General features: G+C 25.1%; 11 protein-coding genes and 1 pseudogene. 5 read left to right on the forward strand and 7 right to left on the reverse strand.

The window, feature by feature from the left end:
* Positions 1-8 precede the first annotated feature (8 nt).
* A pseudogene (hisI, locus tag B0175_RS11375) lies at positions 9-332 on the reverse strand (phosphoribosyl-AMP cyclohydrolase); the annotation flags it as partial.
* Positions 333-459: 127 nt separating this feature from the next.
* Between hisI and pyrC the strand changes: the two are divergent.
* From pyrC to B0175_RS09860, 3 genes are all read left to right on the forward strand, one after another.
* Positions 460-1473 (forward strand): dihydroorotase, encoded by a 1014-nt coding sequence (gene pyrC, locus B0175_RS09850; RefSeq protein ID WP_108528399.1) that lies wholly within the window; start codon positions 460-462, stop codon positions 1471-1473.
* A gap of 31 nt (positions 1474-1504) precedes the next feature.
* Positions 1505-1891, forward strand: coding sequence for a DUF4440 domain-containing protein (locus B0175_RS09855; protein WP_108528400.1), 387 nt, complete (start codon positions 1505-1507; stop codon positions 1889-1891).
* A 123-nt stretch (positions 1892-2014) separates the two neighbouring features.
* Positions 2015-3625, forward strand: a complete 1611-nt coding sequence (locus B0175_RS09860) for an HD domain-containing protein (RefSeq protein ID WP_108528401.1) — start codon at positions 2015-2017, stop codon at positions 3623-3625.
* An 8-nt stretch (positions 3626-3633) separates the two neighbouring features.
* Here the strand turns inward: B0175_RS09860 and B0175_RS09865 are convergent, their stop codons facing one another.
* Positions 3634-5352, reverse strand: a complete 1719-nt coding sequence (locus tag B0175_RS09865) for an EAL domain-containing protein (protein WP_108528402.1) — start codon at positions 5350-5352, stop codon at positions 3634-3636.
* A gap of 104 nt (positions 5353-5456) precedes the next feature.
* Here B0175_RS09865 and pdxH point away from each other — a divergent pair, with 104 nt between their 5' ends.
* Complete coding sequence (gene pdxH, locus B0175_RS09870; protein ID WP_108528403.1) at positions 5457-6095, forward strand: pyridoxamine 5'-phosphate oxidase; 639 nt, start codon at positions 5457-5459, stop codon at positions 6093-6095.
* 5 nt (positions 6096-6100) lie between these two features.
* Here the strand turns inward: pdxH and B0175_RS09875 are convergent, their stop codons facing one another.
* The 3 genes from B0175_RS09875 to B0175_RS09885 are packed head-to-tail and all read right to left on the reverse strand — an operon-like array spanning position 6101 to position 10149.
* Positions 6101-8215: a sensor domain-containing diguanylate cyclase gene (locus B0175_RS09875; RefSeq protein ID WP_108528404.1), complete on the reverse strand. Its 2115-nt coding sequence runs from the start codon at positions 8213-8215 to the stop codon at positions 6101-6103.
* A 33-nt stretch (positions 8216-8248) separates the two neighbouring features.
* A complete protein-coding gene (gene dbpA / locus B0175_RS09880) occupies positions 8249-9613 on the reverse strand; it encodes an ATP-dependent RNA helicase DbpA (protein ID WP_108528405.1) in 1365 nt (454 codons plus the stop codon).
* Between the two features lie 2 nt (positions 9614-9615).
* Positions 9616-10149, reverse strand: coding sequence for a DedA family protein (locus tag B0175_RS09885; protein ID WP_108528406.1), 534 nt, complete (start codon positions 10147-10149; stop codon positions 9616-9618).
* Positions 10150-10282: 133 nt separating this feature from the next.
* Here B0175_RS09885 and B0175_RS09890 point away from each other — a divergent pair, with 133 nt between their 5' ends.
* Positions 10283-11101 (forward strand): DUF4197 domain-containing protein, encoded by an 819-nt coding sequence (locus tag B0175_RS09890; protein WP_108528407.1) that lies wholly within the window; start codon positions 10283-10285, stop codon positions 11099-11101.
* A gap of 20 nt (positions 11102-11121) precedes the next feature.
* Here B0175_RS09890 and B0175_RS09895 read toward each other — a convergent pair whose 3' ends face one another.
* Positions 11122-11706 (reverse strand): hypothetical protein, encoded by a 585-nt coding sequence (locus tag B0175_RS09895; RefSeq protein WP_108528408.1) that lies wholly within the window; start codon positions 11704-11706, stop codon positions 11122-11124.
* 132 nt (positions 11707-11838) lie between these two features.
* Positions 11839-13749 carry a molecular chaperone HtpG gene (htpG, locus tag B0175_RS09900; RefSeq protein ID WP_108528409.1) on the reverse strand — a complete coding sequence of 637 codons (1911 nt, stop codon included), beginning with the start codon at positions 13747-13749 and terminating at the stop codon, positions 11839-11841.
* Between the last annotated feature and the right edge of the window lie 73 nt (positions 13750-13822).

A 13822-nucleotide genomic window follows, 5' to 3' on the forward strand; every position in this document is an offset into this window, starting at 1 on the left:
GTTTTTTCATTTTTTTTGTTTAAATATGATCTAAAAAAACAAGATTTTGCTCCAGTATGACAAGCTGTTTTGCCAACTTGTTCTACAATTACTAAAAGTGTATCTTCATCACAATCAACTCTTAAATCAATTAGTTTTTGAATATGACCACTCTCTTCACCTTTTTTCCAAATTCTATTTTTACTTCTTGAAAAGTAGTGAACAATTTTTGTTTCAATAGTCAAATCAAAAGATTCTTTATTCATATAGCCCAACATTAATATTTCATTTGTTCCATATTCTTGGGCAATAACTGGAACTAATCCATTTGATTTTTTAAAATTAATATTCATAATTTACTCTTTTTTATTTTTATAATTTAATTGTATTTTTGGAATCTTAGCAAACAATAATTAAATGCAACTTAGTTGCATTTAAAAACTCTTTAGTTAAAATGTTCAAATAAAAAAGGAATTTGTTATGGAAAGATTTATTATAAACTCTGCTTTAGATATGCATCTTCATTTAAGAGATGATGAGATGTTAAAACTTGTAGCTCCTAAAACATCAAAAGATTTTGCAGGAGCACTTGTAATGCCAAATCTTGTTCCTCCAATTACTACAAAAGAAGCTCTTTTATCATATAAAAAAAGAATAAAAGAAGCTTGTAAAGATGATGATTTTAATCCTTATCTTACGATATTTTTTCAAGTAGATTATACATATTCATTTTTAGAAGATATAAAAGATGAGATAATTGCAGTAAAACTCTATCCTTTTGGTGTTACAACAAATTCCCAAACTGGTGTATCTTCAATGGATGTTGAAATTTTAAGACCAACTCTTGAAGCAATGAGTAAATTAGGCATACCTTTGTGTGTTCATGGAGAAACAAAAGGTTTTGTAATGGATAGAGAAAAAGAGTTTTTACCTATTTATGAATCTTTGGCAATAAATTTTCCAAATCTTAAAATAATTATGGAACATATCTCAACTAAAGAAGCTGTATCTTTACTAGATAAATATGAAAACTTATATGCGACAGTTACTATTCATCATCTTCTTTTAACCCTTGATGATGTTGTTGGTGGAAGATTAAATCCACATTTATTTTGTAAACCAATAGTTAAAAGATATGAAGATAGAGATGCTTTATTAAAAGTTGTATTAGAAACTCATCCTAAAATAATGTTTGGTTCAGATTCTGCACCACATCCAAAAAATAATAAAGAAGCAGCAGATGGTGCAGCAGGTATTTTTTCTTCAGCAATAGCACTGCAAGTTTTAACAGAATTATTTGAAAAGCATAAAAAATTAGATAATCTAAATAATTTTGTAAGTTTAAATGCACAAAGAATTTATAATTTAATGCCTATAAAAAAAGAAGTTAACTTAATCAAAAAAGATTTTATAGTTCCAGAGATTTATAGTAATGAAACTGAACAAGTAGTTCCAATGTTTGCTGGTAAAACTTTACTTTGGAGTATTGAATAAATAATTTTAATTTAAATATAAAGGAAAAACAATGATAAAAAACCCTAAAGATATTTTAGAACAATGGATGCAATCGGTTAATAATGGTAATGTTGAAAAACTTCTTAGTTTATACGATAAAGATGCTGTTTTAATTCCAACATTTTCAAATAGATTACTAAATACACCTGATAAGTTAAAAAATTATTTTGAAAAACTTGGTAGTCGAGAAGAGCTTAGTATTGCCTTGCATGAAAAAACTCTTATTATACAAAACCTGCAAAATAGTATTTCTATTTTAAGTGGTATTTACAATTGGCGTTTTGCAGTTGATGGTGAATTATTAAATTTTGAAGCTAGATTTAGTTATGTAATAGACCTTTCAAAACCAAATCCAATTTTACATCATCATTCATCACAAATTCCACGTACATTATAATTTTAATCCTATTTAATTCATAGTATAATTGAGTTTAATAAAATTAAAGGATTAAAAATACAAAATAGATTAATAAATGATACTATTTACAATCATATAGAATATACAAAACTTGAAGAAAAAATGCTTCAAACAAAAATTGTAAATAGATTACAATTCATAACACAAAATGCTTTAGCATATTTTTCATATCCCTCAATTACAACTAAAAGATTTATTCATAGTTTAGGAACTATGCACTTAAGCTCATTTATGTTTAAAAATGCTTTATTAAATGCAGATAAAAAAACTAAAAACAATTTTTTATCTATATCAAAAAAAGCTATTTTAAAAATAATACAAGAAGAAAATCTAAATATTAATATCGAAGAGTTAGAATACTTTGACAATAAAGCTTTATATCAATTTACAATTCCAACAAAATCAAAATCTCAAAGAGCAACTTACACTCTTTTATTACAAACAATAAGAATAGTTGCTTTACTTCATGATGTTGGGCATTTACCTTTTTCACATCAAGTTGAATATGCTTTAAAAAAAGTCTATGACAAAATAAAAATAAAAGAAGAAAAGCAAGAAATTCTTTTGCAAAAAGAACTTGTTTTTAAAGAAAATTATGAAGAAATAACTAAAAATTGTAAAGATGTATTACATGAAGCTATTGGAGAGAATCTTTTAAAACTTTTATTTGATTATGAATTGGATGAACTAATTTTTAAAACGCAAGAGAAAGAATATTTAAAATTAATCAAAAAATTATCACTTTTGATTTTAGAAGAGATAACTTATGAAGATTTTGATTTTAAAGTTTTACATGAGTTTATAAATAGCACAGTTGATGCAGATAGGCTTGATTATATAAATCGTGATATGTTAGCAAGTGGTTATATAACTGGACCAAATGACCATATTCGTATTACAAAACAAGCTGTTTTAGTTCAAAAAGAAGATAAGTTTTATTTGAGTTTTTTTGATATGAGTTTAATTGATATTGAGCATATGTTAGAAATGAGATTTAATCTTTATAAAAAAGTAATCTTTAATCATGGAATAGCAAAAACTGACTCTTTACTTGAAAACGTTGTTCAATATTTAGCAACAAAATATTTTGAAGATGAAAAAGATGAAGAAAAACTATCAAACTCTATTTCTATGCTTTGGAATTTTAAAAATCAAAATAAACAAAAAGAGCTTGATACAATCTCTATGCTTGATGAAAATTGGCTCATATCTTTATTTAAAAATAGATATTTTGACATAAAAAGTAAAGAAACACTAACAAAAGAAGATATGAAATATTTATACTGCTTTGAAGAAGTATTATTTGGAAAACAAAGATTTAGAAGTCCTTGGAAAAATCTAAATGAGTTTTATAAAGTATTAGATTTTTCTACTGTTGAAAGATATAAATTTAGAGAAAGTTTTGGATACATCACGCAAAATAGACTTAATAAACTTCAAAATGCGTTAGATGACTTTATAAAAAAATATGAAGATGAAGATCTCTTTTTTGCTTATCAAATAGTTTCTTTTAGTTTGGGTATTTCAAAAGATTTTTATTTATATGATGGAGATGAACTTATAAATATAGATGAGATTTCAACTTTAAGAAAAAGATTAAAACACTCTATGAGAAATACTGTTCCTTTTTATATTTATTCAAATAAAAAAGTTTTATCAGCAAAAATGAAAATGGATTTAAAACTTATGTTATTTAATATTTTTGAAGATTAATTATAAACTTAAGAGAATTCTCTTAGGCTTATACTGTCGTTTAAACCGTCAATTGAAGCTATTGGCTCTTTTATATAATAACCTTGAACATAATCGATACCTAATTCTCTAACCTTATTTAAAATATCTTTATTTGATACAAATTCTGCAATAGTTTTTACTTTTTGCCCTTTTGCAAAATTAACAAGCATTGAGACAATATTTTGACTACTTGTATTTATTAAAATATCTTTTATCAAAGAACCATCAATCTTTATATAATCAACATTTAATTTTGCTAAATACTCAAAATTTGAATATCCTGAACCAAAGTCATCAATTGCTATTTTACAACCATATTCTCTAATAATTACGAAAAATTCATTTATTTTCCTAAAACTATCTATACCTTCACTTTCCACTATTTCAAATACGACTCTATGCCCTATTTTATATTTTTTTAGTAACTCAATTATAAAAGATGAAATATACTCACTTTTTATATCTTCAAAAGTTAAATTTATAGAAAACTCAAAATCTTTATCTTTAAAATACTCAAAAGTTTTTTCAATCATTGTTTTTGTAAGTTGTAAATATTGCTTTGATTTTTTTGATATATCTAAAAAATAATATGGAGAAATTACATTATTTCCATCAATCAATCTTACAAGAGCTTCGTATTTTTCAATTTTATTTGTTTTTAAATTGTAAATTGCCTGAAAATATGGAACTATTTTATCTTCATCTAATGCTTTTTTAATTTTTAAAGTCCAAAAAATATTTTTTTCATAATCTTTTTCTAACTCTAAATCTCTATCATAAATAATAGTATTTTTATTTGTTTTAGAATATCTTTTAATAATATTTACAGTTTCTAATAAATTTTCTTTGGGTTCAAAAGAGAAAACATAACTAAGTTGAATATATAACTCTCTTCCTTTTATTGAAATAGAAACTTTACCTATTGTTTTTGATATATATTCTATATTTTTTAAAAATTTATCTTTATCTTCATTTTCAGCAATAATACAAAAAACATCAGAATGATCTCTATAAATTGCATAATTTTCTTTATCTATTAAAAGTTCTTCTATTTTTCTAGCTACAATTTTTAAAACGCTGTCACCTGTTTTATAACCAAAAAAATCATTTACATCACTAAAACTAACAATATCTAACATAGCTATACAAGGATTTATATATTTTGAAACATCTTCTATTAACTTGTATCTATTTCCAATATGTGTTAAAGAGTCAAATCTCAAATTTCTTTTTAATTCTTCAGTTTTTAGTACTAAGTCTGTTATTTCATGACGAATAGCGATATATTCGATAACTTCATCTTTTTCATTTAATATAGGACGAATATTGATATTTACCCAGTAAAAATCTCCATTCTTTTTTCTGTTTTTTAAAACACCATACCAAACTTTTTTACTTTTTATAGTTTCCCATAACTCTCTAAAAATTTCATCTTCCTCTTCTCCTCTTACGATAGAATGAGGTTTTCCTATAACTTCTTCTTTTGTATATAAAGAGACATCGCAAAATCTTTCATTTACGTATGTAATATTCCCTTTTAAATCAGCTGTTGAAATAATGTTACTATCTTTTGTAGCTTCATTATATTGTTTTAAAATATGGTTTTCTTTTTTTATATTTTTAAACTCTTTTAGTTTAAAAATAAGAAAAATAATAAGAAGGAGGAGTAAAAATAATAATAAATATTCAATATTTGTAAAACTCAAATAATTTGCTCCTAATATTTTATATAATAGAATACAATTATATAATAATTTTTTTAAATCTTTCATAGTTATTAAAAAAATAACTAAATTTTAAAGGATAAATTTTGGATTTAACTAATTTAAGAGCAAAATATACGACAAAAGGTTTAGATATAAAAGATTTAGATCAAAATCCTTTTAAACAGTTTGAAATTTGGTTTAATGAAGCAATTCAAGCAAAATTAACAGAACCAAATGCTTTTAGTTTATCTACAGTTGGAACTGATATGATGCCAAGTATTAGAACTGTTTTATTAAAAATTTTCGATGAAAAAGGATTTGTTTTTTTTACAAATTATAAAAGTACTAAAGCAAAACAAATAGAAGAAAATCCTAAAGCTGCTGCACTTTTTCCTTGGCTTGATTTAGAAAGACAAGTAAAAATAGAAGGAAATATTGAAAAAATCTCAACAACAGAATCGTTAAAATATTTTCTTTCTCGTCCAAAAGGTAGTCAAATTGGAGCTTGGGTTTCTCATCAAAGTCAAGTTATAAGTTCAAGAAGTTTGTTAGAACAAAAGTTTGATGAAATAAAAAGAAAGTTTGTAAAAGGTGAAGTTCCATTTCCTGATTTTTGGGGAGGATATATCATCAAACCTACAAAAATAGAGTTTTGGCAAGGTGGACAAGATAGACTTCACGATAGATTTTTATATGAACTTAAAGAAAATGGAGATTGGTCAATATCAAGATTAGCTCCATAAAACTTTTAGAAAAATTCTATTGCATTTTTCCCTTGTTTTTTAGCCGAATACATAGCTGTATCAGCTTGTTTTATAATATCTTTCACACTAACACTTGCATCACTAAATAGAGTTATTCCAATACTTGGTGTTGATATATTTACATGTCCTTCGATATGTGTAATTGCATTTAGTGTCTCTTTTATTTTTTCAGCAAGACTAGTTATATTCTTTTTAGCATCAATACTATTATTTCCAATATTATCTAGTAAAACGATAAATTCATCTCCACCTATTCTTGAAACAGTATCTTCATCTCTAATTACTTGTTTTATTTTTTTAGCAACAGTAATCAATAAAATATCACCAATATCATGTCCTAAAGTATCATTAACTGCTTTAAAATTATCTAAATCAATAAAAATTAATCCACCAAAAATTTTATGTCTTACTGTTTTTGTAATTGCGTGTTCTATTCTATCAGTCAATAATAATCTATTTGGTAAACCAGTAAGATTATCGTGAGTTGCTTGATATTCTAATATCTTTTCTTTATCTTTTTGCTCACTATTATCCATATACTGACCCAAATAATTTGTTATTTTGTCATCTTGATTTTTTATTACTGTAATTGTAGCTTTTAAAGCAATTATCTCGTCATTAGACTTTTTATTATAAACATCTCCACTCCAACTACCATTTATTTTTAGGTTATTCCATAGATTTTCAACAAAATCTTTATCTTGATGTGCAGTTTTAAAAATTCTTGGATTTTGTCCAACTATTTCTTCTTTTGAATAACCCATTATTTTACAAAATGCTTGGTTTACTTTTACGATGTTATTGTAAACATCTGTAATAATCATAGGTGCTGAAGAGTCAAAAGCATAAGAAGAAAGTCTTAATTCAGCTTCTTGTTTTAATCTTATATCTTCGTATTCTATTTTTTCTAAACAATGAGTAATATCACTTACAAGTTTATCAAATAAAATTTCTACTTCTTGATCGAAAAATTCCAATTCTTTTGAATAGATTATTAAAACACCAACTACTTCATTAAATTTTTTAATAGGAAATGTTGCCATTGAATTAATATTTAATTTTTCAGCATCTTTATAAAATACCGAAATATTTTTTTCTTTGAAATTATTTACTATAATATTCGATTCATACTTCATAGTTTTTGAAACTAAATTATCTTGAGAAAAATCTTCGTATTTATCAGCTTGAGAGATAACTATATCTTTTAATTCACCATTTTTAGCAACAATCATTTTCGAAGAGAAATCATATATAAAACAAAATCTTAAATGTTCGTTTTCACTTAAAAGTTCACATATATTCGAATAAAGTCTCTCTTTATCAAATGTTTTCATCAAAAATTTATTTGTTGCATTTAAAATTTCATAAATTTGTTTATGTTTTTGAATTTTATCAAATGATTTTTGCTCATTATAAATAATATTTTTTAATACAAAAAATAAAGATATTAAAGTGAAAAAGCAAAAGAATAGATAAATGAAACTTAAATTTCTTTCGATAATAACATCTCTATCAAAGATAGCAACTTCTTTTTCTAATTGTCCTAACATATCAGTAAAAATTTTTGATATACCCTCTATGCTTTGATTTGTATTCAAAAAATGGTTCATTTTTGATAAATCTACTCTAAAATCATTAGATAATTTTGCAAATTTAATCAAAAACATAGAATCAACAGCCATTTTTGTTGTTTGTTCAAAACATTTTTCTATCTCTTCTGGAGTTGCTTTTAAATAATTAATTTTTTCTCTTAAAGCAACTAAATCTTCAATTTCCAACTTATATTTTTTTAATTCATTTTTAGTTTGTCTATATTTTTCTAGAGATAATAGAGATTTTTTTGATATTTCTTGTTGTTCTAATAGTTCATTTTTTAGAGTTTTTGTAGATAAATATTTAAAAGATAATTGTTGTTCTTTTTCCAAAGATGAAACAAATTCCTCTACCGTTTTTATGTAATTTAAATTATTATGATTTGATTCAACTTCATTTGCCATTTCTATTTTTTCAAGAACTAAAATTGAACTAAAATATAATATACCTAATACAGGTAAGGTAAAAATCATTACAATTTTTAGAAATAATTTGTTTCTAAACAATCTAAGTTATCCTTAATATTTCTATTTTTTTATTTATTTTTCTAATATACTATAATATTTTCCCTTAATTTTCATAGATTTTGATGTTGAAAAAATATTACTAATTTTATCTTTCTTTATTGTAACATAAGAACAAAAATCCATTGTATCGATTTTTCCTATATCTTCACTTTTTAAATTCATTTCTGAAATGAGTGCTCCTAAAATATCGCCTTTTCTTACTTTCTGCTTCTTACCACCATTGATAAAAATTGTTCTAAAATCAGAATTTATTTCGAAAGATAAATCATCTTTTATCTCTTTTGAATCTTCAATTATAATATTATTAAATTTATTTTTTATAACTTCTAATTTATCTATTTCTTCTTTAGTAAATAAAGAGATTGCTAAACCACCTTTGCCTGCTCTTGCTGTTCTTCCTATTCTATGAGTATGTATTTTTTCATCCAAACTTAAGTCATAGTTGATAACTAAATCAACATCATCAATATGAAGTCCTCTTGAAGCAACATCTGTTGCTATAAGTATTGGATATGATTTATTTGAAAATAAAACCATTGTTTCATCTCTTTGTTTTTGTTCTAAATCAGAATGTAAAGTTAAAATATCAAGCCCTAAATCATATAAATCATCAGCCAAATCTTCACAAGTGATTTTCATATTACAAAAAATTAAAATTGTTTTTGCTTGATTTTCAGATATAAGTGCAGGAATAAGTGATACTTTTTCACTCGGAGTAACTTCATAAAATTTTTGATTTATAAAAATCTCCTTTTCATCAGAAATTTCTTTATAAATTGGATTTTTTAAAATATTTGAAGCAAAAGTTTCTATATTTTTTTCATAAGTTGCTGAAAAAAGCATAGTTTGTCTATTTTTAGGTAAATTCTCAATTATTTCCATAATATCATCATAAAATCCCATATCAAGCATCTTATCAGCTTCATCTAAAACAAAAGTATTAATATTTTCTAAATTTATATTTTTCTCTTTTATATGTTTTAAAACTCTTCCTGGTGTAGCCACAACAATATGAGCACTATGTTGCAAAGAGACAACTTGAGGTTTGAAAGGAACTCCACCACATAAGGTTAAAACTTTTACATTATGAATATGTCTAGATAATTTTCTTAAATTTTGTGCTATTTGATTTGCTAACTCTCTTGTTGGAGCTAAAATCAATGCTTGAATTTTAAACTCTTTTGCTTTTAATTTGTTTACTATTGGTAAGCAAAATGCAACCGTTTTTCCTGAACCAGTTTTTGCTTTTGCTATTAAATCTTTATCTTGTAAAGCATCTGGAATAGTTTTTTCTTGAATTGGAGTTAAAGTTTTGTATTCTAAAGAGTCTAAATTTTGTAAAAACTCTTTAGAAAGGTTTAGTTCTGAAAACTGCATAATTATTTTCTATTTTTATTTGTAAATATAACTATCAAAATAATAGCTGTTACAGCTACAAGTCCAACATATTTAAAATCTTCACTCAAACTTAAAAGGAACTTTCCAGCAGTAAAACTTACATATCCTATAACGCAAGCCCAAATAGTAGATGCAATTGCATTAAAAATAGTAAATTTGATAACAGAATATTTTGTAATACCAATAGCTAAAGGAACTAAAGTTTTTACTCCATAAATAAATTTTTGTATAAAAATAACAAAAGAACCATACTTTTTCATTATTATATGAGTTAAAGCAACTTTTCTTCCATATTTTTTCATTATATCTTTTGCATAAGTTTTATTTTTTCTAGCTAAAAAAAATAAAAACTGGCTACCAACAAAATTTGATACAGATGCAACTGCAACACAAACATAAATATTTAAATCTCCTGCATAAGACAATGCTCCTGCTATTGCAAGTCCTACAAATCCTCCACCAAATGTATATAAAAATAGTGCTAAATATCCCCAGTCTTGGATAAATTGTTCCATAAAATTGTTCCTAATTTTTTTGATTTTTTTAATAAATAGATTCTATTCTATCCAAAAGTTAATTAAAAGCGTAAGAAAGCATTTTTACAATTTTTTGTATAATGAATTTTCAAATAAAATATTAGGAAAAATTATGAAAAAATCGATTATTGTTTCAGCTTTAGTTTTAGGAACAACTTTTTCTTTTGCTTTAGATTTAGGAAGCATTGCAAAAAGTGTGATGGAAAATGTTGCAGATAGTAAAACTACTACTTCAAATACAACAACTTCTTCTACAAACTCTAATTTAGATAATACAACAATATCTAGTGCATTAAAAGAAGCTTTAAAAAATGGAGTATCTTATGCAACAACAGAACTAGGAAAAGATAATGGTTACTTAAATAATAAAAATGTAAAAATTCCTTTACCTGATAATATAAAAGCAGCAGAAACTATCATAAGAAAAGCTGGTGGAGACAAAATGGCTGATGATCTAATAAACTCTATGAATAATGCAGCAACAAAAGCAGCTCCAAAAACGGCTGAAATTTTTGTAGATGCTATTGATAAAATGAGTTTAACAGATGCTCAAAAAGTATTAAATGGTGGAGATACAGCAGCAACAGAATATTTTAAAACAAATACAACTTCATCTTTAAAAGAAGCAATTAAACCAATCATTCAAGAAACAATGAAAGAAAATCAAGTAGCAGGTTACTATGATACTTTAAACAACTATTATCAATCAAGTGCAAAAGGTTTAGTTGATAATAGTTCAATCACAAACTTAGCTAAAAATTTTGGAGTTGATTCTTATATTCCAGGAAATTCAAATCAGAGTTTAGATGATTATGTTACATCTAAAGCAATAGACGGATTATTTACAATAATTGCACAAAAAGAAGCAGCAATTAGAAAAAATCCACTAGAACAAACATCAACAATACTAAAAGAAGTATTTGGAAAATAGTTTAAACTAAGAGAAAACTCTTAGTTTGAAGACATTGCAAAATAACTATTCATTGCATTATTTTTTACTAAACTTAAATTTTCTATATTTGGTACATTACTATCATTTTTTTCAAAACGGTAAACATAATCTTTTTTAAAATTTTTTAATAACTTTTCATAAAGTTCGGATTTTTTATCTACTATAAAAACTTCTTTACTAATTTCATATACATATATTACATTTAAAAAATATTTATCATCAACTTTGTATGTCAAAAATTCATAATGAGAAAACTCTTCTTTTTCTAGCAAGTCAAATTTTTTTGCTTTTATATTGTCCTTTAATAAACTTATAAAAAAACTCAAAGCTTGTCCGTTCCAAGATACATCAATATCTGTATGAACATATTCTAAATATATTTCATTTGCACTTAGAGTGTATGCATCTATTATATAAGGATCATGTCGTGTTTTTGTATCAATATTTGAAAGTGTATATTTAAAAGTGTTGTCGCTATCTATCTTGAATTTTAAGTCATTTTCTTCAAGGCTAACATAAGGTCGAGATAATTTTGTAATTGTTTTAAAAATCATCTTTAAGCCCTCAAATATAGCTCCAACCATTTGTTAACCTTTAAATTATATTTTAGTTATTTTATTTAAGTATAACTTTATCATATTATAAGTTTTTATTCAAGGGAATTTTAATAAGAAGAAACTATTTGCAACGCAAAATGCGTGCAAATAGTTTTTATATTATAAAGCTTTAGCAGTAATTCTTGATAACCTTTGAGCAAAAGCTACAGTATCAGTGATTTCTATACCTTCACTTAGTTTTGCTTGGTCTAGTAAAATCCAAGAAACATCTTCGATTGTTGCTTCATCTACACAACCATTTAGTTTTTTTACGATTTCATGTTCTGGGTTGATTTCTAAGATTGGAGCACTTTCTGGCATAGCTTGTCCCATTTGTCTAAACATATGAGCCATTGCTGCCATTTGAGCATCTGCTGCATCTTTTACTACGCAAGATGGAGATTCACTTAATCTTGAAGTAACTTTTACATCTTTTACTGCATCACCTAATTTATCTTTAATTTTTGAAAGAATATCTTGGAATTTTTCTTCAACTTCTTTTTTTTCTTCTTCGCTTTGTTCTACTTTTGGAGGTTCAATTGCTGTAATATCTTTAAATTCCCACTCTTTAAACGCACCAATTGCAGGAGTGATAATCTCATCTATCTCTTTATCATCTAAGATTAAAACTTCAATATCATTTTTCTTATATGACTCTAAAAGAGGAGAGTTTCTTAATACTTTTTCATTTTCACCAACGATATAATAAATAGCTTTTTGTTCACTATTTGCTCTTTCTTTGTATGCTTCTAACGAAGTCATTTTTCCAATTTCAGTTTTTGTTGATTTGTATCTTAAAAGTTCTAAAATCGCCTCTTTATTTGTATAATCTTGGTAAACACCCTCTTTTAAAGGTCTTATATATTGAGCTACAAATTCAGCATATTTTTCTTCATCTTTTGATAATTTTTTGATTTCACTTAAAATCTTTTTAACACTTGATTGTTTGATATTTGCTAAGATTCTATTTTCTTGTAAAATCTCTCTACTTACATTTAAAGGTAAATCTTCACTATCAATAATACCTCTAACAAATCTTAAATATATTGGTAATAACTCTTTTTCATCATCAGTAATAAATACTCTTTTAACATATAGTTTAACACCACTTTGGAAATCTGCTCTATACATATCCATAGGTGCAATTTTTGGGATATAAAATAGAGTTGTATATTCGTTTACACCTTCTGTTTTTGTATGAATTGTAAGCATCGGATCTGAACTATCGTGAGAAATTGATTTATAAAAATCATTATAATCTTGCTCTTTTAATTTTGCTTTTGGTTGCATCCAAAGTGCTGTTGCAGCATTTATTTGTTCATGTTTTCTTTCAGTTTTTTTCTCTGCTTTTTTACCAGCTTTTTCATCTTCTTCACTTAAAGGTTCACTTACTTCTTCATCATAATTTAAGAAAATTGGATAAGCTATATGATTTGAATATTTTTCTACAATATTTTTGATTCTATATTTTGAAGCAAATTCTTCTGCTTCTTCATCTTTTAATTGAATATAAATAACTGTACCATTTGTTTCTTTTGTACAAGGAGCTAAATCAAACTCTCCTGTTCCATCCGAACTCCACTTATAAGCTTGTTCCTCTCCAGCTTTTTTAGAGATAACATCTACTTTATTTGCTACCATAAATACTGAATAAAACCCTACTCCAAATTGACCAATAAGATTTGAATCTTTTTTTGCATCACCTGTTAAAGCTTCAACAAATGATTTTGTTCCAGATTTTGCAATAGTACCAATAGAAGCTATCAAATCAGCTTCATTCATACCAATACCATTATCTATAATACTTAAAGATTTATCTTTTTCATCAAAAGAGATATTTATCTCACCTTTAAAATCTGCAAATTTTTCTTTTAAATTTTCATCAGTTAGTCTTAAATAGTTTAATTTATCGATTGCATCACTTGCATTTGATACAAGTTCTCTTATAAAAATCTCTTTATTTGAATATAAAGAGTGTGTCATTAAATGTAATAGTTGTCCTACTTCTGTCTGAAATTGATGTTTTGCCATCTTATAGTTTCTCCTATAATTTATTTAATTTTGAAAGGTAATTTTATCGCAACTTTATAAAAGTTAGCTAAAG

Origin of the sequence: Arcobacter lacus (assembly GCF_003063295.1) — a bacterium.
GTDB lineage: Bacteria > Campylobacterota > Campylobacteria > Campylobacterales > Arcobacteraceae > Aliarcobacter > Aliarcobacter lacus.